The sequence below is a fragment of the Hyalangium sp. genome (genome assembly GCF_035629615.1).
Lineage (GTDB): Bacteria > Myxococcota > Myxococcia > Myxococcales > Myxococcaceae > Hyalangium.
The window spans coordinates 1-20611 of sequence record NZ_DASPHO010000265.1; the positions used below are offsets into that span (position 1 = coordinate 1).

The window sequence follows — 20611 nt, forward strand, 5'->3', positions numbered from 1 at the left end:
CGGCGCTTCGTCCGCAAGGGCGAGCGCGGATGGGAAGAGCACGCGGACAAGATGGGACCCTTCTCACCCGGCTCATGAGCATTCTCCGCACAGCGCCGCGCTTCTTCGTGCTCGAGGATGACATGCACGGCAGCTACGACACCCAGTTCAGCAAGCAGGATCCAGTCGGCCGTGGAGACGCTCCCCTTTGCCCGCAGTGCGGCGAGCCCATCGGCATGCTGACCTGGCTCCCTCCCTACCGTGTCGAGTTGGAACTCCATGGCAAGGACTTTGGCAACTTCGTGAGGGGCTCTGGCTATGACTTCCTCATCTCCGCGCGCTTCGCAGAGGCTTTTCGGGCGGAAGGACTGGCCGGGCTGCTCGACTTCCATCCCGTCGAAGTGACGCGCGTACGCACGGCGTGGACTCCATCCATGGCTTCTTCCTCGAGCCGGGCACCTGGCAGGGCGAAGACATCTTCCGCCCCCGAGGCGAGCAGGGCAGCATCCTCGTCTCCGAGCGCTTCGCCCACTTCGTCCACCGCCACGGACTCACAAGCTTGAAGCTGACCCCCGCCGAGTCTTTCATCTGGGATCCCCTCGGCCGGGGTTCTCCGGATGCCCCACGGACCGAGTAGCCTTTACCCCTGAAGTCATGTTGAATGGGCCTACCTGTCAGGTCCTCACTCGCGTCTGGAGGTGCCCTCTTGGAAACTTCCCACACCGCCCATCCTGCCTCCCTTCCTCCTGGCTCGATCGTCGGCTCGTGGCGCCTGCTGGCCCTGGCCTCCCAGGGCTCCTATGGCGTCGTCTTCTGCGCTGAACGCGCGGCCAACCCTGAGGCCGGGACGTTCGCCCTCAAGCTCGCGCTTCAGCCCGGAGATCCTCGCTTCGCTCTGGAGATCGCGCTGCTCTCGCGCATCCATCACCCGCATGTGCCTCGCCTGCATGACTCTGGCGAGTGGAGCGGCCCAGGCGGCGCGCTGTTCCCGTTCCTCGTCATGGATTGGATCGAGGGCCTGCCCCTGTACTCCTGGGCTCGCCTCCAGCCCCGCTCCTCGCGTGAGGTGCTGCGCGTGCTGGCTCAGGCCGCCAGCGCGCTCCAGGCCGTTCATGCCGCCGGGGGCCTCCATCGCGATGTCAAAGGCGACAACTTCCTGGTGCACCCCGAGGATGGACACGCCGTGCTGGTGGACTTCGGCTCCTGCACCTTTCGCGGCGCTCCCGTCCTCACCCGCAGCTCCGAGCCTCCAGGCACGCCCCACTACCTCAGCCCCCAGGCTCAGCTTCACCAGTGGAGGTTCCGCCGCCACCCCGCCGCTCGCTACGAGGCCTCTGCCACGGATGACGTGTACGCCTTGGGCGTCACCGCCTACCGCCTCGCCACCGGGCGCTACCCACTCATCGCCGAGGAGCTGGAGACGGAGGGCGAGTTGGATGACCCCTTCTCCCGCTTCCCGGAGTTGGTGCCCGCGGACGCACTCGTTCAGCTCAGCCCAGAGCTGGCCCGGTGGAACCGGCAGATGCTCTCCGTGCAGCCCGAAGACCGTGCCCTCCTGACGGAGCTGGCTGCGGGTCTCGCGCTGGCGGCGAAGATGGAAGGCCGTGTCGCGGACCGGACCATCGGCCCACGAGCAGCTCCCGAGCACCCTGAGTCGCAGGCTGCGGCCCTCCCACCGCGCCAAGTGCCGCCGTGGCAGCCGTGGTTCACTGTCACGGCCATGGGTGTATTGCTGGTGCTCGGTGGCGGGGTCCTGCTTCATGCGCTGCTGGACCTGTCACCTCGCACAAACGAGAGGGAGCGCGCTCCGTCGGCGGGAGCCCCTGCTCAGAAAGGCCACACCTCGAGCCTGGGGGAGGCTGCTCTCGCGCAGCCGCTCAGCGCCTCGGAGCCCACGACCACCCATGGGGGCGTCAGCGCGGCAGTTCCCCCTGAGCCTCTGCCCGGCCAGCGCCTGCCCCCGTGCAAAGGCCCCCTGTTTGAGATCAATGGGGGGTGCTGGATCCTCGTGGGAAATGCCACCCCACCTTGTCCTGACCCCACCTATGAGTGGAGGAAACGGTGCTTCATGCCCTTCATAGGGCCGTCGCGCCCCTCCACCACGGGGGAGAAGTAGTCGAGCGGCTGCAAGAGCCACCCAGCAGATACGATCTGAGCCTCTACCGTAGGGCTCACACCATCAAAAACCCAGGGGCGGCCTTGAGGCTTGAAAACCCGTGGCTGAACCCGCACAACCCCGCCCCATGAGTCTCCCAGACGTCATCATCGTGGGTGGCGGTGTCATGGGCTGCAGCATCGCCCTGCGCCTGCGCCAGGCCGGCCTGAACGTCACCGTGCTGGAGCGCTCCATCCCCGGCGCCGAGGCCTCCAGCGCCGCGGCCGGCATCCTCGGCCCCCAGATGGAGGCCGATGGCCCCGGCCCCTTCCTCGAGCTCTGTCTGCGCAGCCGCGCCCTCTACGGCGCTCTCGCCACGGAGCTGCGCGAGCTCACCGGCGTGGACATCGCCTACCTCCCCTCCGGCGTGCTCAAGGCCGCCTTCACCGACGCCGAGGTCCACCACCTGGACGCCACGGCCGCTTGGCAGAAGGCCCTCGGCCTCCGTGCGGAGCTGCTCGACGGAAAGCAGGCCCGCGAGCTCGAACCCAAGCTCTCCCCAGAGGCCCTGGCCGCCGTGCACTTCCCGGACGACCACCAGGTGGATAATCGCCTGCTCGTCCGCGCCCTCTCCATGGCCGCCGCACGCGTAGGCGCCACCTTCCGCAGCGGCTACGTCCGCAGCGTGGTGGAGGAACACGGACGCACAGTGGGGGTGGACCTGGATGGCGATCTCCTCTCCGCCGGGGCCGTGGTCGTCGCCGCCGGCTCCTGGTCCGGGCTCGTCCACGGCACCACCTTGGACCCCCGCGTGGTGCGCCCCGCTCGCGGCCAGATGCTCGAGCTCCAGACCCGGCTGCCCCTCACCTCCCACATCCTCACCTCCGAGAAGGGCTACCTGGTACCTCGCACCGACGGGCGGCTCATCGCCGGCAGCACCATGGAGTTCGCCGGCTTCGACAAGCAGGTGACGGCCGAGGGCCTCTCGCGCATCCTCGCCATGGCCCTGGAGCTGTGCCCGGCCCTGGGCCAGGCCCCCGTCTCGGAGATGTGGGCCGGATTCCGCCCCTACACGGAGGATCGGCTCCCCATCCTGGGGCCCGGGCCCCTGTCCGGCCTCTTCCTCGCCACCGGACACTTCCGCAACGGCATCCTCCTGGCCCCCATCACCGCGAAACTCATGACGCAGTGCCTTCTGGGAGAACGTCCCACGGTGGATCTCACGCACTTCCGGTATGACCGGTTCAGTGCTAGGCCTCCGGCCTGATGCAACCTGCCTGACCCTGTACTAGAGGGCAGCCAGGAAGGCAGGGAAGGTAGTAAGTTCTCGTACCTATTGGCGATCGAAACCCGGAAACCTCTAGAATCCCCCGCCGTGGAAGCCCTTCCCCCAGCCCCTCCTCGCATTCTGATCGTGGACGACGACGACTCCGTCCGCGACGTCATCTCCGTCCTCCTCACGGAGGAGGGCTACAACTGCGTGGTCGCCAGCGGTGCCGAGATGGCGCTCGATCTGGCCACCGAGGCCGAGACGCCCCTCGTCATCAGCGACATGAAGATGCCGGGCCGCGATGGCCTCTGGCTCCTGGAGAACCTCCGCGAGCGCCACCCGGACACCTCGGTCATCATGCTGACGGGCTATGGCGACACCGAGTCCGCCGTGGACTGTCTGCGCCGGGGCGCGGTGGACTATCTGCTCAAGCCACCCAAGCTCACGGATCTCATCCGCGCCATCGAGCGAGCCCTCGCCAAGCGGCGCATCGAGATGGCGCGCAAGCGCTACCAGAAGAAGCTGGAGCGCAAGGTCCGCGATCGCACGGCGGAGCTGCGCACCGCGCTGAAGGACATCGCCAACACCTACCAGAACACGCTCCTGGCGCTGGTGGCCGCCCTGGACGCGCGCGAGCATGAGACGTCGGATCACTCGCAGCGCGTGGTGAGCTACACCTCGGCCATCGCCACGCGCCTGGGCATTGGCGGCAAGGAGATGGACGAGATCGGCCGCGGGGCGCTGCTGCACGACATTGGGAAGATCGGCGTGCCGGACGCGGTGCTGCTCAAGCCGGGCAAGCTGACGCCGGACGAGTGGCTGGAGATGCGCAAGCACCCGGACATCGGCTTCCAGATGATCCAGAACATCCCCTTCCTGGACACGCCGGCGCAGATCGTGCTGTCGCACCAGGAGCGGTGGGACGGCGCGGGCTACCCGCGCGGCCTCCAGAAGCACGAGATCCACATCGGCGCGCGCATCTTCGCGGTGGCGGACACACTGGACGCGATGACGAGCGACCGGCCGTACCGCAAGGGCACCACGTTCGCCAACGCCATCCTGGAGATCAAGCGCTGCGCCAACACGCAGTTCGATCCCGAGGTGGTCCGGGCCTTCCTGGACATTGGCGAGGAGGGCCTGGTCCGCATCAAGCTGGAGATGGCCGAGCGCAAGCTGAAGCCGCCCGAGGTGGAGGTCCAGGCCCAGGAGGCCGAGGCCGAGCTGGAGCGGCTCACCGAGGAGGACGACATGGAGCTGACGCCCACGCCCTCTACCCCCACCCCTACCACCCCGCCCCCCTCTCCTCCTTTCTCTGGAAACAAGGTGGCCTGAGCGGCGGTGAACGCTGTCAGGCGCTCGGGGCTGTTCCCAGCGCCAGAGGCTGTTAAAGAGGGTGGACCTGTGATGCTTCCGACGCCCGCTCCCGCCGCGCCCCTGCGAGATCCGCTCGCGCCTCCCCTCCTGGATGCCCAGGGGCGGCGGATGACGTACCTGCGGCTGAGCATCACCGACCGCTGCAACTTCCGCTGCACCTACTGCTCGCCCGCCTCCTGGGGGGGCAAGAAGGATCTGCTCACCGCCGCCGAGTTCGCGCGCATCGCCGCCGTCTTCGCGAGCATGGGCATCCAGCGGGTGCGGCTCACCGGCGGCGAGCCCCTCATCCGACCGGACATCCTGGAGATCGCCCAGCGGATCGCCACCACCCCCGGCGTGCAGCGCGTGGCCATCACCACCAACGCCAGCCACCTCGAGCGCCTGGCCGTCCCCCTGCGCGAGGCGGGTGTCAGCCAGCTCAACATGAGCCTGGACACGCTCTCCGAGGAGACCTTCCGCCGCATCTCCAAGCAGGGAGACTTCGCCGCCACGCTGCGAGGCATCGACGCCGCCGCCCAGGCGGGCTACGACTCGCTCAAGCTCAACGTCGTCGTCATGCGCGGCATCAACGACAGTGAGGCCCCCGCCCTCGTCCGCTATGCCCATGAGCGCGGCCTCACTCCCCGCTTCATCGAGCTGATGCCCTTCGGCCAGGGCACCCCCGTCCCTACCGCGGAGCTGGTCGAGCGGATCCAGGCCGCGGGCGTGCCCCTGGCCCTCGAGGCGGAGGATCTCTCCAGCGCCACCGCGGGCCCGGCGCGCTACTGGAGCTCCCCCACCGGCCGCGTGGGCTTCATCTCTCCCCTCACCCAGAACTTCTGCGGCGCGTGCAACCGTGTGCGCGTGGCCTCCAACGGCGATCTGCGCAGCTGCCTCGGAGGGCGCGCACAGGCGCCGCTCCATCAGCTCATTCGTGGGGGCGCCTCGGATGTGGACCTGGCGCTGGCCATCCGCGGCGCCCTGGGCGAGAAGCCGGAGGGCCACCGCTTCACCGAGACCGGCAACGCCTCCACGCTCCTGCCGATGATGGGCATTGGCGGCTGACCTGCGCGGTCAGAACAAGCCCGCGCCGAGGGTGCAGCGGATCGCGCCGCCGATGAACCCCACCATGCCGACGATGAGTGCGGCGACGTAGTAGCCCTGGTAGGCCCGGCTGCCGTCCAGCCCCTTCGGCCCCGAGGCCAGCCCCAGGATCCCGACCAGCGCCGCCGCTGCGTTCAGGGGCACACCGAACCAGTTCAGCCACCCGAGACACGGGAGGAGGCCCAGGAGGAAGACGGCCCCACCCAGGCACATCAAGATCAGCGAGGCGGTCTTGAACCCCGTCGCTGGCGGCGGAGCCAGACTGCCCGCACTGGGATCCCATGCATCCGCTCCGACGGAGCTCCGCGTGGCGTAGGTCGGGGGCGACTGAGGCGGGTTCGGCGGATCGTTCTCCATGAATGTCCTAAGGGTGAGCGTGCACAGGGCTCTGCGTCCGCAGCGGGTGCCGGACGAGCTGGAAGAGGCCCCAGACGCAGGCGAGCGTCATCACGAGGAAGAGGGGCCAGAACACCACCACGCCGGGGTTGAGCTCGAAGGCGCGCGCGAAGTCTCCATGGGAGAAAGAGGCGAAGGCGCGAGACATCCCGCACATCGCGCAACCCGGGCACGGCGCCGGGGACAAGCCCAGGGTGGCCAGGTGCTCCCCGCGTGCGATCGCAGCGGGGGCGAACACGAAGCTGATCACCAGGGAGGCGGCGGTGAAGCCGCCCGTGAGGCAGAGCGCCAGTCCGACGACGGCATTCAGCGCTCGATCCACGCCCTGCCCCCGAGCTCCCGCCACGGTGCTACTTGATCAGGCGGATCGAGAAGGGGTAGCGGTACGACACGCCCTCGTTGACCTTGAGGCCCGCCATGATCCCCATGATGACCGCTGCGAGGCCCACGATGGGGAACAGGAGCGCGCCGATACACAAAAGGGTGAGCGCCGAGCAGATGACGTAGGCGATGAACACCCCGATCTGGAAGTTGAGCGCCTCGACGGCCTGCGCCTTCACCCACGAGGACTTCTCCCCCTTGGTCACCATGATGATGAGCGGGACGAGGATCGGTACGATGATCCCGCCAATGTGCGCGATGAGCGCCATCGTCTTGTCGTCCTGGCTCGGCGCCGGTGAGCCCGTCAGGAACGACGACTCCTTCTGCTGCTGATCCATTGCGACAACCCCCTCCAAGAGACAGACGTCGGTGGCACGCATACCGCGCCCCACCCTTTTAGCCAACGCCGACGTCAAATGTCACGTCGAGGACTGGTCACATGACCGGGAAGCCCCTGGGAACCCCAGCCGAGACCCTTGGGGCCTCAACGGGAGAGCTCGCTGTCCCGCACCTCCTGGGAGATCCTCATGGAGCAGAACTGGGGGCCGCACATGGAGCAGAAGTGGGCTTCCTTGGCACCCTCGGCTGGCAGCGTCTCGTCATGGAAGGCCCGAGCCCGCTCCGGATCCAGCGAGAGGTTGAACTGATCCTCCCAGCGGAACTCGAAGCGGGCCTTGGACAGCGCGTTGTCTCGCGCCTGCGCGCCTGGGTGCCCCTTGGCCAGATCCGCCGCGTGGGCCGCGATCTTGTAGGTGATGACGCCCTCCTTCACGTCCTCCCGGTTCGGCAGCCCCAGGTGCTCCTTGGGGGTGACGTAGCAGAGCATCGCCGTGCCGAACCACCCGATCATCGCCGCGCCGATCCCGCTGGTGAAGTGGTCGTATCCCGGGGCGATGTCCGTCGTCAGCGGCCCCAGCGTGTAGAAGGGCGCCTCGTGGCACACGGCGAGCTGCTTCGTCATGTTCTCCTGGATAAGGTGCATGGGCACGTGCCCCGGCCCCTCGATCATCACCTGCACGTCGTGCTTCCAGGCGATCTTCGTCAGCTCGCCCAGCGTCTCCAGCTCGCCGAACTGGGCCGCGTCATTGGCGTCCGCGATCGAGCCCGGACGCAGGCCGTCACCCAGACTGAAGCTGACGTCGTACGCCTTCAGGAGCTCGCAGATCTCCTCGAAGTGCGTGTAGAGGAAGTTCTCCTGGTGGTGGGCCAGGCACCACTTCGCCAGGATGGAGCCACCCCGGCTGACGATCCCCGTGAGCCGCTTCGCCGTCAGGGGGATGTAGGCCAGCCGCACGCCCGCGTGGATGGTGAAGTAGTCCACGCCCTGCTCGCACTGCTCGATGAGCGTGTCCCGGTAGATGTCCCAGGTGAGCGCCTCGGCCTTGCCGCCCACCTTCTCCAGCGCCTGGTAGATGGGCACCGTGCCGATGGGCACCGGCGCGTTGCGGAGGATCCACTCGCGCGTCTCGTGGATGTTGCGGCCCGTGGACAGGTCCATCACCGTGTCCGCGCCCCACCGGAGGGACCACACCATCTTCTCCACCTCCTCCTCGATGGAGGAGCTGACGGCGGAGTTGCCGATGTTGGCGTTGATCTTCACCATGAAGTTGCGGCCGATGATCATCGGCTCCAGCTCCGGGTGGTTGATGTTGGCCGGGATGATGGCGCGGCCGCGGGCCACCTCGTCCCGGACGAACTCCGGCGTGATCTTCCGGGGGATCGCCGCGCCCCACGAGTGGCCCGGGTGCTGCGCCGCGAGCGCCGCCTCCACCTTCAGGTTCTCCCGCACCGCCACGAACTCCATCTCCGGGGTGATGAGGCCCTTGCGCGCGTAGTGCAGCTGCGAGACGTTGGCGCCCCGCTTCGCCACTCGCGGCTTGCGGCGGTGGGAGAAGCGCAGCCCGGCCAGGCGGGGGTCCGCCTCGCGGGCGCGGCCGTACTCGGAGGTGATGCCGGCCAGCTCCTCGGTATCCCCCCGGGCCGCGATCCAGCCAGCGCGGAGGGGAGCAAGGCCCTGCCTCAGCTCGATGTACGCCTGGGGATCCGTGTACGGGCCGCTGGAGTCATAGACGAAGACCGGCGGGTTGGGGGTGAGCTGCGCCTCCGGACCCTGGCCATGACGCGTGGGCGTCTGGCTGATCTCGCGCATGGGCACGCGCAGCTCCGGGTACCGCTCACCCGGGACATACACCTTGCGTGAGGCGGGAAGCGGGCCCTGGGTCATCCCCTCGAGCACCTTGCCATCGACCTTGAGACTCCTCGACGCTCCGCTCATCTGACTCCTCCTGGTGGCGGAACGGGAGGCAGGCAAGAGGCGAAGCGCCCGCCGCTTCCCTCCGCCGGTATGACCCGGTTCAGGTTCCAAGGGTCCGGCCGATACCACGGCCGTCTCAGCCCCTCCGAGGGGCACCCCTAGCGACGGGCGGCTGTCTACCGCACAGAGGCAGCTCCTTCAACCCGTGACGCAGGATCTGCGGGATAGCAGGCAGAAGCGCAACGCTTGCGCCCCCTGGTGAGCAGCCCCACCGTCCCTGGGAGACACCATAGGTTGGACCCGAATGTGCACTGCGGGCCATCAGACCTTCTTCGCTTGGAGCCCCTTCATCCATGAAAACCGTCGGCGAGCTGATGACCCGGGACCTGGTGACCCTCAAAGAGACCCAGAACCTCGCGGTCGCGGACGAGCTGCTCCGCCTGCACCGCATCCGGCACCTGCCAGTGGTCCGTGAGGGCAAGCTCGTAGGCCTCATCACCCATCGCGATCTGCTGAAGGCCACGGGCCTCAAGTGTCCGGATCCGTCCAAGCATCCCATCTGGGCAGCCGACATCATGACCCGGGAGATGCGAACGGTGCATCCGGACATGTCCCTGCGAGAGGCCGTGAAGGTGATGCTGGACAACAAGATCGGCTGCCTGCCCGTCCTCGGCGAGGGCAACGCCCTCCTGGGAATCCTCACGGAGGCCGATCTGGTGCGCTATGCCCAGGAGCTCATCGGCGATCTGGACCGGCTGAGTGAGGCGGCCTCGTACGAAGAGTGAGGCTGAACCGCGAAAGGCAGGAGCCCCATGGCGATCGTCTTCGGAACGGACTTCTCGGAACACGCCACCGTGGCCGCACTCGCCGCGGCCGCACTCGCCCACCGCACGGGCGAGGCGCTCCACCTGGTGCATGTGATCGAGTACGGGAGCGCCGGGAGCTCGGCCTCCCTCGTCGAGGCGATGAAGCGCGAGGCCACTGCTCGCCTGGAGCAGCAGGCCACGGAGCTGCGCCGCCGCGGGGTCGACCTGAAGATCCACCTGCTGGAAGGCGCCCCGGACGAGGTGCTCGTCGAGCTGGCCTCCCAGGTCCATGCCTCGCTCATCATCCTCACCCACCACGGGCAGCGGGCGCCTCGCTGGCGCATCGGCAGCGTGACGGATCGCGTGGTCCAGGCGGCACGCTGCCCGGTGCTCGTGCTGCGCGCGCCGCAGCCCCTCGAGGCCTGGGCACGCGGAGAGCGGTCGCTGCGGCTGCTGCTCGGGTTGAACTTCTCGGTGCCCTCGGATGCCGCGGTGGCGTGGGTGCGGCGCATGAGGGCGCTGGGCCCCTGCGAGGTGATCGCCGCCCACCACTACTGGGGCGCGGACGCACATGTGCGCTATGGCCTGCCGCTCTCTCCGGAGGCAGAGGTGACGCCCGAGGCCGAGCAGGCGCTCCGGCGGGATCTCACGGCGCGGATGGGGGACATGCCGGGCAGCGGCTCCGTGTGGGTGCACCTCGAGCCTGGCCTCGGGCGCCCGTCGGAGGCGCTGATCCACCTGGCGCGCAAGGAGGCCGTGGATCTGGTGGTCGTGGGGACGCACCAGCGCACGGGCATGAGCCGGTGGTGGCACGGCTCCGTCTCACAGAGCGTGCTGCATGATGCGCCCACCTCCGTCCTCTGCGTGCCCGCCAGCGCCGCTACCACGCGGGCCATCCCCCACCTGCGCCGGGTGCTGGCCCCCACGGACCTGTCCGAGCTGGGCTCCAGCGCCGTGCGCTATGCCTACTCCCTGGCCCCTGCCGGCGGCACCGTGTACCTGCTCCACGCCCTCACCCCACCCGCGGCTGTGCCGCTGGTGGGCGCTGCGCTGCCAGAGCCCTCCTCGTCCCAAGAGCGCGCCGATCGGGAGCAGCTCACCGCGGAGCTGCGCGCCCTCATCCCGCCCGAGGCCACCGCGCGCGGCATCACCACGCGCATCGAGCTCGTCACCGGCCGCAAGGTCTCCGAGGCCATCTGCCAGGCCGCCGAGCGGCTGGACTGCGATGTCATCTGCCTGGCCACCCATGGGCACTCGGGGCTGACGCGCGCCCTGGCCGGCTCGGTGGCCCAGGAAGTGCTGATGAACGGGACACGGCCGATGTTCATGGTCCGCCCCCCGCGAGACGAGTGACGCATGAGCCCCCCCATCACCCAGGCGATCCGGGAGGAGCTCCCGGCACCTGAGGTCCCCGCCCCCAAGGGCTCCCACCCGAGACGCTGGGTACGCCCCGCCGTGGCCCTGGCCGGAGTGAGCGCGAGCCTCCTGGTGGCATGGCTGGGGGTGGACAGCCCCATCGTCGCGCGCTCGATCGTGATCGCCGGGGTGTGCCTGACGCTGTGGCTCACCGAGCTGGTGCCCCCCTTCGTCCCCACGCTGCTGCTGCTCGGGGCCACGGCCGCGCTGCTGGGCCCGCTGGACCCTGGCTACACGCTCCCCGCGGTGTTCTCGTGGTGCGCGGATCCGGTGCTCGCGCTCTTCCTGGGCGGCTTCACGCTGGAGGTGGCCGCCTCGCGGCATGGCCTGGACTCCGCGGTCGCGCAGCACGTGGTGAGGCTGGCGCGCGGGAGCCGGCGCCTGCTGATGCTGCTCGTCATCGCCGGGGTGGCCTTCCTGTCCATGTGGATGTCGAACATCGCCGCCGCGGCGATGATGCTCACCTCCCTCCGGCCGCTGATCCAGTCCTCCCAGGACACCGCCCTGCGACGGGCCCTGCTGCTGTCCGTCGCGCTGGGGGCGAACTTCGGAGGCATGGCCACGCCGGTAGGCTCCGGCCCCAACGCCATTGCCATCTCCGCGGCCACGCCCTACGCCCATGTGACATTCGTCCAGTGGATGGCCTTCGCCCTGCCCCTCACCGCGCTCATGCTCCTGGTGGGCTTCCTGCTCCTGGTGGTGGGCTACCGGGTTCGCGGCCGGTTCGAGCTGCCCGCCGCGATCCCCCGCAAGCTGGACGCTCGCGCGCACTGGGTGCTGGGTGTCTTCGCGGCCTGCGCCACCCTGTGGCTCACCGAGCCCCTGCACGGACTGCCCGCGCCCCTGGTGGCGCTGGGGGCCGTGGTGGCCCTGTTCGGCTCGGGCCTGCTGCGGCGCGAGGATCTGGGCAAGCTGGACTGGTCCACCCTCCTCCTCATCGCCGGGGGCATCTCCCTGGGGCGGCTGGTGGAGCGCTCGGGCGTGGTGGCCACGGCGCTGGGCGGGGTGGACTGGAGCGCCTGGCCCCAGCTGGCCCAGGTGGGGCTGCTCGTGAGCCTGGCGGCGTTGCTCGCGGCGCTCATGAGCAACACCGGGACGGCGGCGCTCCTGATCCCCATCTCCGTCCAGCTCTTCCCCTCCGCCTCCATGCCCATCCTCGTGGCCGTGGGCTGCTCCTTTGGCATCCCCTTCGTCATCAGCACCCCGCCCAACGCCATGGTCGCCCGAGAGGGGGGAGTGGACTCCTCGGACCTGCTGCGCCTGGGCCTGCCGCTGATGGTGCTGGGCTGCGGGGTGGTCGCCCTCACCGGCGCCTGGGTCCTTCGCCTCTTCGGACTGCCATGACTGCCCTTCACCCAACCCCTGCCGCGGCCTCTCCGGTCCGCGCCGTCAGCCCCTCTCACTCGAGGCGGCCTGCTAGTGTGAGCTCCCATGCCAGCTGAACGCATCCTGGTTGTCGACGATGAGGACAACGCCCGCCGCGCCATCGTCACCATCCTTGGCGAAGAGGGCTATGAGGTCTCCGAGGCCTCCAATGGCGTGGACGCGCTCGCGCGCATCGCGGAGTTCTCTCCCGCGGTGGTGCTGTCGGACGTGCGCATGCCGCAGATGGATGGGCTCACCCTGCTCAAGAAGGCACGAGAGCTGGGCTCGGACACCACCTTCGTGATGATGACGGCCTTCGCCAGCGTGGAGACCGCCGTCGAGGCCATGCGGGCAGGCGCTGACAACTACCTCCTCAAGCCGCTGAACGCGGACACGGTGCTCGTCATCCTGGGCAAGGCGCTGGAGAAGCGCAGCCTGCGCCGGGAGGCCGAGTCCCTGCGGGAGCAGGTGCGCCAGCGCTCCCGCTTCCACAACATCATCGGTGACTCGCCTCAGCTGCAGGGCGTCTACGACGTGATCCGGCGCGCGGCCGCCACGCGCGCCACGGTGCTCATCCTCGGCGAGTCCGGCACGGGCAAGGAGCTCATCGCCCAGGCGCTGCACCATGAGTCACAGCGCCGGGACAAGCCCTTCATCCGCGTGCACTGCGCGGCGCTCTCCGAGAACCTGCTGGAGAGCGAGCTGTTCGGCCACGAGAAGGGCTCCTTCACCGGCGCCGCGGCACGCAAGGAAGGCCGCTTCGAGCTGGCGGATGGTGGCACCCTCTTCCTGGACGAGATCGGCGAGATCTCTCCCTCCGTGCAGGTGAAGCTGCTGCGCGTGCTCCAGCAGCGCGAGTTCGAGCGCGTGGGTGGCACGCAGACGCTGAAGGTGGACGTGCGCATCGTGGCCGCCACGCACCGGGACCTGACGGCCGAGGTGAAGGCAGGGCGCTTCCGCGAGGATCTCTTCTACCGGCTCAACGTCGTCTCGGTCACCCTGCCGCCGCTGCGAGAGCGCAAGAGCGACATCCCCCCGCTGGTGAGCCACTTCCTGGAGAAGTACGGGGAGAGCTACGGCAAGGAGGTGAAGGGGCTGGCGCCGGGCACGCTGCAGGCGCTGCTGGCCCACGACTGGCCGGGCAACATCCGCGAGCTGGAGAACGCCATCGAGCGCGCGGTGGTGCTGGCCCTGGGTGCCGAGGTGGCCACGGACGATCTGCCGCCCGTGCTGCGAGGCCCTCGGCCGCTGGGCACCACCTCGACCAACCTCATCCCCGGGGCCTCCATGGGCACCATCGAGCGAGAGGCCATCCTGCGAACATTAGAGATGGTGCAGGGCTCCACCAGCCGGGCCGCGGAGATCCTCGGGATCAGCGTGCGGAAGATCCAGTACCGGCTTAAGGAGTACAGCAGCGGAAAGACGTCTGCTCCACAGGAGGCCGATGAAGAGCCTTCCTCAGAGTCCGACGGCTGATCGACCGAGCGTCCGGCCTGTCCCGTCAGGTCCGGCTGGGCCAGAGAAGGAGGACCTGTGGGGATCTGGGCGGAGCTGTTGATCGGAATGGTGGTGATGATCGTGCTCGTCGTGGTCCTCGGCGCTGGGCTGTGGAGCTCGCGCGTGGACATCCGCAAGGCCGATGACAAGTCCCAGGGCAAGGACGCCAAGAGCGGCAAGTAGCGGGGGCCCCCCAGGCTCAGGGGACCTGGCAGGCTACCCCAGTGGTTTCGCCAGGACGGGCGCCGCCTTGGGCAGTCGCAGCACGAAGCGGGCACCTCCTCCGGGCACCTCCCCCACCTCCAGCGCCCCCCCGTGCTGCACCATGATGGAATGCGCAATGGAGAGCCCCAGGCCCGAGCCCTGGGCCTTCGTGGTGAAGAAGGGCTCGAAGATGCGATCCCGGAGCGCCACGGGGATCCCTGGCCCCGAGTCATCCACCATCACCCAGACTCCCCGGTCATCCTCCCCCCCGGAGACGTGGACCACACCTCCCTCGGGTGTCGCGTCCACGGCGTTGAGTGCCAGGTTGATCAGCACCTGGCGCAGCCGCTCCTCCTCAGCAGACACCTGGAACGAGGGGCTGGGGATCGTCACCTCGAGCCGCACCTTGCGCGACTCTGCCTGCCCCGCCAGCAGATCCACCACCCGGCGCAGCAGCGGCTCCACCTCCACGCGCTCCGGCTTGAACTCGCGAGGCCGCGCGAACTGGAGGAAGTCCTCCAGGATGTGATCCAGCCGGCGGATCTCGTCGCGCACCAGGCTCAGCGGCTCGAGCAACGGGACCTGCTGCTCCTCCGCGAGCTTGCGCACCCGCCGCTCCAGCACGGACAGCTGCAGCGCCGCCGCGTTCAGGGGGTTGCGGATCTCGTGCGAGAGCCCCGCAGTCATCGTCCCCACCGCCGCCAGCTTCTCCGTCACCTGGGCGCGGCGTGCCAGCTCGCGCTTCTCCGCCTGCAGCCGCACCTGCCGCATGGCCTGCTCCAGGGTGAGCAGCAGCTCCTGCGGGGCGCAGGGCTTCATCAGGTAGGCGCAGGCCCCCGCCCGCACCGCCGCCATCGCCGTCTCCAGCGTGGCGAAGCCGGTGAGCAGCACCACCTCGGACTCAGGAGATCCCCCCTTCAGCTCGGCGGCCAGCACGGTGCCATCCCCGTCCGGCAGGCGCAGATCCACCAGCGCCAGGTCAAAGCCTCCCTTCGCGCGCTCGCGCGCGGCCTGGCAGGTAGCCGCGATACTGACGTCATAGCCCGCGTCACTCAGCAGCTCCTGGAGGTTGTCGAGGAAGGCCACGTTGTCGTCCACCACGAGGACACGCGGGCGGCGGGCGGCGGAGATCATGCCGCGGACAGGCGCGAGAGGTGCGCCTGCTCCAGCGCCGCCAGGAGGGCCGCGGTGTCAAAGGGCTTGGCGAAGACCCAGCTGGCTTCATGCAGGGGGGCCAGCTCCGGGTAGGCGGTGATGACGAAGATGGGCAGCTCCGGGAAGCGGGCTCTCAGCCGGCTCAGCGCCTCGCCGTCGGGGCCGCCAGGCAGGCGCAGGTCCACCAGCGCGGCGAAGGGCTTCACCATGGAGAGCCGGTCCGCCTCCAGCACCGATTGGGCCGTCGCGCAGGAGAAGCCCTGCGCGCGCAGCACCTCGCTCAGGTTGTCCGCCAGCGAGGGATCGTCCTCCAACAGGGCCACGAGCCCATCTCGCTTCGCGCTCGACAGCAGCTCCATCAGCGTCTGCAGCGGCACCGGCTTGGGCAGCACCGCCAGCAGCCCCTCGCGCCGCGCCGCCTCCAGGTCGTTCACTCCCGGGTAGGCGGTGATGACCACGGCGGCAATCCCCGGATCCTCCCGGCGGATGTGGTGCACGGCGGCCGCGCCGTTCATGCCCGGCATCTTCATGTCGGTGAGGAGCACGTCGAAGCGCCGGGTCTTCGCCAGCGCGAGCGCCTCGACGCCCTCCGTCACCACGGTGGCCGAGTCCCCCGAGTCCCGGAGGATCTCGGCGAGGTTCTCCGCGAAGGCCCGGTTGTCATCGAGCAGAAGGTAGTGACGCATGAAGCTCTCTCTAGGACACGATGGGAAGCCGGAGCAGGAAGCGCGCGCCCGCCCCACTCTCGGGACGAGGAGCGTAGACAATGGAGCCGCCATGGCGCTCCAGGATGCGCTTGACGAGCGGCAGCCCCAGGCCGATGCCGCGCGTCTTGGTGGTCATCAACGGCTCGAAGAGTCTCCGGCGGATGCCCTCGCTCACCCCCGGCCCGGAGTCCTCGAGGGCGAGCTCCACCGCGCCCGGCATGGCCTTGGCTGTCAGCTCCACCGTCCCGCCCTCCCCCATCGCCTGGACGGCATTCTCCAGGAGGTTGAGGAAGACCTGCCGGAGCTGGTTGGGATCTCCCAACACCGCGGGCAGCTCTGCCAGTCCCCGCGCACTCACCACCACCCGCGGGGAAAGCGGAACGGCGGAGACCGCGCTGCGCCACACCTCCTCGAGCCGCACCGGCTCGTGCTTCAGCGGCCTGTCCCGGATCATGTCCAGCAGATCCGAGACAATCCGGTTGGCGATGGCGACCTGCTCGCCGATGCGATCCAGGTGCTTGGCCGTACGCTCGTCCTTCTCTCCCGGGCGGCCCTTGAGGATGAAGAGCGAGGTCTCGATCACGCCCAGCGGGTTGCGCAGCTCGTGGCCAATCGAGCCCACGAGCTGGCCGAAGGTGGACAGCCGCTCGTTGCGCGCCTGCTGAGCGAGCAGATCCTCGCGGTACGTGTGGAGCATGATGGCCAGCTCCAGATCGAGGATCTTCGACAGCGCCTTGCGGACCACTGCCAGCTCCTTCGGTTGCTCCCAGTAGTGGCTGTCGATGAGCTCGTTGAACTCCTGGCGCAGCACGTTCATAGCTCCAAACATGTAGTGCTGGGGCAGCGCGATGCGGACGTGCATGCGCCCGATGCGGCAGCGCAGATCGTAGTAGGACTCGTCCCAAGGCCCCCGAAGGAGCTGATCCATCCAGATCTGAAGGGTGCCCTTGAGGTGGCCCACCTGGCTCTCCCCTCCCTCGAGCGCCGTGCGGGCGCCCTCATGCTGGAGGATGCGGGCGTAGAACACCTCGGCGATGCGCGAGAAGTGGCCGCGCGTCACAGCATGGAGGGAGAGCAGCGCCTGCTCATCCCCCGGGCTGAAGCCCACATACCTTTTCAGCTCCTCGAACAAGGTTTCCGCCATACGCGCTGGAGACTAACGCCAGCCGGAGCCCCAGACAGTTCCTTCCCTCGCCGGCCCAGACGAGGCAGGTGACCCTGTAAAACTCCGTCCACGGAGAACAACCCCACGCCGTGCTCCTGCAGCAGCAAAGCGCACGCCAGCTTCTGCCCTCGGTGGGCGCTCAGCGCTGCACGCAAGCTTTGCGGAGGGCCTGCCGTGCGCCGCAACCGCTGCGCGCCGTCCCGCGTCAAGCTCTGCGAGCCCTGTAAGACGTGATAGATGAACTCCATGAATGCAGCTGTGCAAGGGAGCCAGATGGGAGACTCCACCCCTCCGCTCCTTGCCACCGCCGAGGTGCTGGGGCGGCGCTACCAGGTCCTGGAGGTTGTCGGCCGGGGTGGAATGGGGACGGTCTACCTCGCGCGGGATCGGCTCGCGGGCGTCGTGGCGCTGAAGCGGCTCCATCGCTCGGTGGAGGAGCTGGCCGAGGACGCCACCCGCAGCATCGGCTCGAAGACAGCGCACCCGGAGATCGCCCTCGGGCTGGCGGACGAGTTCAAGGTCCTCACCTCCCTGCACCACCCGCACGTCATCAGCGTCCTCGACTACGGGTTCGACGATCAGGCGCGCCCCTACTACACGATGGATCTGCTCAAGGGAGCGCGGACCATCACCGAGGCGGGGAAGGAGCAGCCCCACGAGGTGCGCGTGGGCCTGCTGGCACAGGTGCTCCAGGCGCTGGCCTACATGCACCGGTGGGGCGTCATCCACCGCGATCTCAAGCCGGCCAACGTGCTCGTCGTGGACGGCCAGGTGAAGGTGCTCGACTTCGGCCTGGCCATCGCCCGCGAGCGGCCCGACGCCCAGGGCATGGTGGGCACGCCCGGCTTCGTGGCGCCGGAGCTCTTCGAGGGGCACTCGGCCTCGGCGGCCTCGGATCTGTTCAGCCTGGGCATGATCGCCTACCGGCTCTTCGCGGGGCCCAAGGGTCTGCCCGCGGGCTTCGAGGAGAGCGCGCTGGGCCTCGTCCTGCGCAAGCTGAGCGCTCCGGATCCGCGCGAGCGCTATCGCAGCGCCGAGGAGGCCCTGAGCGCGCTGACCGAGGCCACCGGCCACCAGGTCGTCACCGAGACCTCGGCCACGCGCGAGAGCTTCCTGCAGGCGGCGCGCTTCGTGGGCCGCGAGCGCGAGCTGGCGCGCTTCGAGGAGGTGCTCGACCACGCGCTGCATGGCAAGGGGAGCGCGTGGCTGGTGGGCGGTGAGAGCGGCGTAGGCAAGTCCCGGCTGCTGGACGAGGTGCGCACCCTGGCTCTGGTGCGGGGCGCGGTGGCCGTGCGCGGCCAGGCCGTCAGCGGCGGCGGCAGCCCCTACCAGGAGTGGCGCTCGGTGCTGCGCTGGCTGGTGCTGCTGGCCGAGCCGACCGCCTTCGAGGCGGGCGTCCTCCGGCCGCTGGTGGAGGACATCGAGGCGCTGCTCGGACGGCCCTTGCCCGCCCTCGTCGAGCTGGATCCCGAGATGGCGCAGGCGCGCCTGTTCGCGGTGGTGGAGGATCTGTTCCGGCGGGTGCCCCAGCCCACGGTGCTGATCCTGGAGGATCTGCACTGGGCGCACGACGAGTCGCTGCGCCTGCTCGATCGCATCTCGGCCCTGGCCCAGACGCTGCCGCTGCTCATCCTCGCCAGCTACCGGGACGACGAGCGCCCCGATCTGCCAGGCCTGCTGCCGGTGGCCGAGGTGCTGCGGCTGCCCCGGCTGGGCGAGGCCGCCATCGCCGTGCTCACCGAGTCGATGATTGGCGCCGCGGGACGCTCGCCCCAGATCGTGGAGATGCTGCGGCGGGAGACGGAGGGCAACCCCTTCTTCCTCGTGGAGGTGGTCCGGGCGCTGGCGGACGAGAGCGGCCAGCTGGCGAGGATCGGCAGTGCTCCGCTGCCAGCCAAGGTCTTCCCGGGCGGCGTGAAGCAGATCGTCCAACGCCGGCTGGCAAAGCTCCCACAGTCGGCGGCCGCGCTGCTTCAGCTCTCTGCGGTCATCGGGCGCCGGATCGATCCCAAGGTGCTGAGCTTGTGCGCTCCCACCGTGCGCATGGACGCCTTCCTGTCTGAGTGTGCGAGCGCCGCGGTGCTGGACTTCTCCGAAGGGCAGTGGCGCTTCGCGCACGACAAGCTGCGCGAGGGAGTGCTCGCCGATCTCCCGCCGCGCACCGAGCAGCTCCTGCACCGCCAGGCCGCTGGCGCCATCGAGGCGGCATACCCGGAGTCCCCCGACTGGCTGGTGGCGCTCGCGTTCCACTGGGGCAAGGCGGGCGACCCGGACAAGGAGCTCCACGCCACGCAGAAGGCCGGCGAGCAGGCGCTGGCGGCCTACGCCTGCCGCGAGGCCATCCCCCACCTGGAGCGAGCCCTGGTGCTGCTGGCCCCCCCCGGAGCCGAGAGCCAGTCCCTGACGCACGAGAAGCGCGCGCGGCTTGGCCACCTCGAGGCGCTGCTGGCGGATGCCTTCTTCCAGCTGGGCCTGTTGGACAAGTTCCGCACGCATGCCGAGCGCGCCCTGCGGCACTTTGGCTGGACAGTCCCCTCCTCCTCCGCGGGCTGGGGCGCGGGCGTGCTGGGCCAGATCTTCCAGCGCGTGGCCCAGGCCACGGTCCCAGAGGCCTTCGAGGTCCATGGGGCCGAGCGGGTGAAGCCTCAGGCCGAGGCCGGGCACATCCTGCTGCGGCTCACGGACATGTACATCTATACGCAGGACATGCCGCGCCTGACCTGGGCAGGCCTGCGGACGCTCAACGCCTGTGAGCCCCTGGGCCCCTCGCCCACCCTGGCGCGGGGCTATGCCTTGATGTCGGTGGTGGCCTTCAGCCTCCCTCCCACGCGCCCGATTGCCGAGATCTGGATGCGCCGGGCCCAGGAGATGGCCGCGCAAGTGGGCACGCCCATCGATGTGGCCTATGTGCTGTCCAGGAGCGCGGCCAGCGGGATCGGCCAGGCCCGCTGGGAGGAGCTGGAGGGCTGGGGGAACCGCTCCATCGCCACCTCCAGCAGCCTGGGTGACTACCGGCTGACGGAGGAGACCAGCGCGATCCTCGCCTGCGCGAACACGTGCCGCGGACGGTACCGGCGTGCCCTCGAGCTGGTGGAGCGGCTGGAGCACTCGGCGCAGCGGCGCGGCGCCACCCAGACCCAGCTCTGGGGCCCCGTCATGCGCTTGGGGCCCATGGTGCGGCTCGGGCGCTCTTCCGAGGCCATCGTCACGGTGGTCTCGGAGGTTCCCCGCATCGAGGCGCACGTCGAGGCCGCGGAGAAGATCGTGCTCTACGGCACGCTCGGGCTGGCCTGGCTGCGCCAGGGCAACCTCGAGCAGGCACGCCGCATGGCCACGCAGACGCTCCAGGTGCTGAAGTCCATCAAGCCCGTCACGTTCTTCCTGTACCCGGGCATCATCGCGATGAACGAGGTGCACCTCACACTCTGGGAGCGCTCGGCGGAGAGCTCGCCCGAGCGGGAGCA

The 20611-nt window shown here is 69.3% G+C and carries 19 protein-coding genes and 1 riboswitch; of the genes, 11 read left to right on the forward strand and 8 right to left on the reverse strand.

Annotation, left to right across the window (positions count from 1 at the left end; all coding sequences use genetic code 11):
• Positions 1-371: hypothetical protein (locus VD972_RS13230; protein ID WP_324986245.1), on the reverse strand; the 371-nt coding region annotated here is incomplete at its 3' end.
• A gap of 29 nt (positions 372-400) precedes the next feature.
• Between VD972_RS13230 and VD972_RS13235 the strand changes: the two genes are divergently transcribed.
• From VD972_RS13235 to moaA, 5 genes are all read left to right on the forward strand, one after another.
• Positions 401-616 (forward strand): hypothetical protein, encoded by a 216-nt coding sequence (locus VD972_RS13235; protein WP_324986248.1) that lies wholly within the window; start codon positions 401-403, stop codon positions 614-616.
• 69 nt (positions 617-685) lie between these two features.
• Positions 686-2095, forward strand: a complete 1410-nt coding sequence (locus tag VD972_RS13240) for a serine/threonine-protein kinase (RefSeq protein ID WP_324986251.1) — start codon at positions 686-688, stop codon at positions 2093-2095.
• Between the two features lie 127 nt (positions 2096-2222).
• Entirely contained in the window at positions 2223-3341 is a 1119-nt protein-coding gene (gene thiO / locus VD972_RS13245) for a glycine oxidase ThiO (protein ID WP_324986255.1), read from the forward strand.
• 108 nt (positions 3342-3449) lie between these two features.
• Positions 3450-4676 (forward strand): HD-GYP domain-containing protein, encoded by a 1227-nt coding sequence (locus tag VD972_RS13250; protein ID WP_324986258.1) that lies wholly within the window; start codon positions 3450-3452, stop codon positions 4674-4676.
• A gap of 72 nt (positions 4677-4748) precedes the next feature.
• Positions 4749-5762, forward strand: coding sequence for a GTP 3',8-cyclase MoaA (moaA, locus tag VD972_RS13255; protein WP_324986261.1), 1014 nt, complete (start codon positions 4749-4751; stop codon positions 5760-5762).
• 9 nt (positions 5763-5771) lie between these two features.
• Here moaA and VD972_RS13260 read toward each other — a convergent pair whose 3' ends face one another.
• From VD972_RS13260 to thiC, 4 genes are all read right to left on the reverse strand, one after another.
• Entirely contained in the window at positions 5772-6158 is a 387-nt protein-coding gene (locus VD972_RS13260; protein WP_324986263.1) for a hypothetical protein, read from the reverse strand.
• Between the two features lie 7 nt (positions 6159-6165).
• Positions 6166-6519 carry a DUF2752 domain-containing protein gene (locus VD972_RS13265; protein WP_324986266.1) on the reverse strand — a complete coding sequence of 118 codons (354 nt, stop codon included), beginning with the start codon at positions 6517-6519 and terminating at the stop codon, positions 6166-6168.
• Positions 6520-6547: 28 nt separating this feature from the next.
• On the reverse strand, positions 6548-6916 hold the full coding sequence (locus VD972_RS13270) for a DUF4870 domain-containing protein (protein ID WP_324986269.1): 369 nt from the start codon (positions 6914-6916) through the stop codon (positions 6548-6550).
• Between the two features lie 146 nt (positions 6917-7062).
• Entirely contained in the window at positions 7063-8853 is a 1791-nt protein-coding gene (thiC, locus tag VD972_RS13275; protein ID WP_349256550.1) for a phosphomethylpyrimidine synthase ThiC, read from the reverse strand.
• A 39-nt stretch (positions 8854-8892) separates the two neighbouring features.
• Positions 8893-9002, reverse strand: a riboswitch (TPP riboswitch).
• Between the two features lie 183 nt (positions 9003-9185).
• Here thiC and VD972_RS13280 point away from each other — a divergent pair.
• From VD972_RS13280 to VD972_RS13300, 5 genes are all read left to right on the forward strand, one after another.
• Entirely contained in the window at positions 9186-9617 is a 432-nt protein-coding gene (locus tag VD972_RS13280) for a CBS domain-containing protein (protein WP_324986272.1), read from the forward strand.
• 27 nt (positions 9618-9644) lie between these two features.
• The gene (locus VD972_RS13285; protein WP_324986275.1) at positions 9645-10991 is read left to right on the forward strand and encodes a universal stress protein; all 1347 of its coding nucleotides are present in this window, start codon (positions 9645-9647) and stop codon (positions 10989-10991) included.
• Between the two features lie 3 nt (positions 10992-10994).
• Positions 10995-12398: an SLC13 family permease gene (locus VD972_RS13290; RefSeq protein ID WP_324986278.1), complete on the forward strand. Its 1404-nt coding sequence runs from the start codon at positions 10995-10997 to the stop codon at positions 12396-12398.
• 87 nt (positions 12399-12485) lie between these two features.
• A complete protein-coding gene (locus VD972_RS13295) occupies positions 12486-13895 on the forward strand; it encodes a sigma-54 dependent transcriptional regulator (RefSeq protein WP_324986281.1) in 1410 nt (469 codons plus the stop codon).
• Positions 13896-13952: 57 nt separating this feature from the next.
• Positions 13953-14099 carry a hypothetical protein gene (locus VD972_RS13300; RefSeq protein WP_324986282.1) on the forward strand — a complete coding sequence of 49 codons (147 nt, stop codon included), beginning with the start codon at positions 13953-13955 and terminating at the stop codon, positions 14097-14099.
• Positions 14100-14132: 33 nt separating this feature from the next.
• Here the strand turns inward: VD972_RS13300 and VD972_RS13305 are convergent, their stop codons facing one another.
• Genes VD972_RS13305 through VD972_RS13315 form a run of 3 tightly spaced genes read right to left on the reverse strand, consistent with a single transcriptional unit; the run spans position 14133 to position 17126 of the window.
• Positions 14133-15254 carry a sensor histidine kinase gene (locus VD972_RS13305; protein ID WP_324986286.1) on the reverse strand — a complete coding sequence of 374 codons (1122 nt, stop codon included), beginning with the start codon at positions 15252-15254 and terminating at the stop codon, positions 14133-14135.
• The gene (locus VD972_RS13310) at positions 15251-15961 is read right to left on the reverse strand and encodes a response regulator (protein WP_324986289.1); all 711 of its coding nucleotides are present in this window, start codon (positions 15959-15961) and stop codon (positions 15251-15253) included. Before VD972_RS13310 ends, VD972_RS13305 begins: the two co-directional genes overlap by 4 nt.
• Positions 15962-15971: 10 nt before the next feature.
• A complete protein-coding gene (locus tag VD972_RS13315; protein ID WP_324986292.1) occupies positions 15972-17126 on the reverse strand; it encodes a protoglobin domain-containing protein in 1155 nt (384 codons plus the stop codon).
• Positions 17127-17393: 267 nt separating this feature from the next.
• On the opposite strand from VD972_RS13315, the gene VD972_RS13320 reads away from it, so the two are divergent.
• Positions 17394-20611, forward strand: a 3218-nt coding sequence (locus VD972_RS13320) for a protein kinase domain-containing protein (RefSeq protein WP_324986295.1), incomplete at its 3' end; no start/stop codon positions are given.

Excerpts from the sequence above, each read along its gene's own strand:
- VD972_RS13310 (WP_324986289.1), bottom strand. The coding sequence starts at position 15,961 with ATGCGTCACTACCTTCTGCTCGATGACAACCGGGCCTTCGCGGAGAAC.
- VD972_RS13315 (WP_324986292.1), bottom strand. The coding sequence starts at position 17,126 with ATGGCGGAAACCTTGTTCGAGGAGCTGAAAAGGTATGTGGGCTTCAGC.
- VD972_RS13305 (WP_324986286.1), bottom strand. The coding sequence starts at position 15,254 with ATGATCTCCGCCGCCCGCCGCCCGCGTGTCCTCGTGGTGGACGACAAC.
- VD972_RS13285 (WP_324986275.1), top strand. The coding sequence starts at position 9,645 with ATGGCGATCGTCTTCGGAACGGACTTCTCGGAACACGCCACCGTGGCC.
- moaA (WP_324986261.1), top strand. The coding sequence starts at position 4,749 with ATGCTTCCGACGCCCGCTCCCGCCGCGCCCCTGCGAGATCCGCTCGCG.
- VD972_RS13295 (WP_324986281.1), top strand. The coding sequence starts at position 12,486 with ATGCCAGCTGAACGCATCCTGGTTGTCGACGATGAGGACAACGCCCGC.
- thiC (WP_349256550.1), bottom strand. The coding sequence starts at position 8,853 with ATGAGCGGAGCGTCGAGGAGTCTCAAGGTCGATGGCAAGGTGCTCGAG.
- VD972_RS13290 (WP_324986278.1), top strand. The coding sequence starts at position 10,995 with ATGAGCCCCCCCATCACCCAGGCGATCCGGGAGGAGCTCCCGGCACCT.
- VD972_RS13280 (WP_324986272.1), top strand. The coding sequence starts at position 9,186 with ATGAAAACCGTCGGCGAGCTGATGACCCGGGACCTGGTGACCCTCAAA.
- thiO (WP_324986255.1), top strand. The coding sequence starts at position 2,223 with ATGAGTCTCCCAGACGTCATCATCGTGGGTGGCGGTGTCATGGGCTGC.
- VD972_RS13260 (WP_324986263.1), bottom strand. The coding sequence starts at position 6,158 with ATGGAGAACGATCCGCCGAACCCGCCTCAGTCGCCCCCGACCTACGCC.
- VD972_RS13270 (WP_324986269.1), bottom strand. The coding sequence starts at position 6,916 with ATGGATCAGCAGCAGAAGGAGTCGTCGTTCCTGACGGGCTCACCGGCG.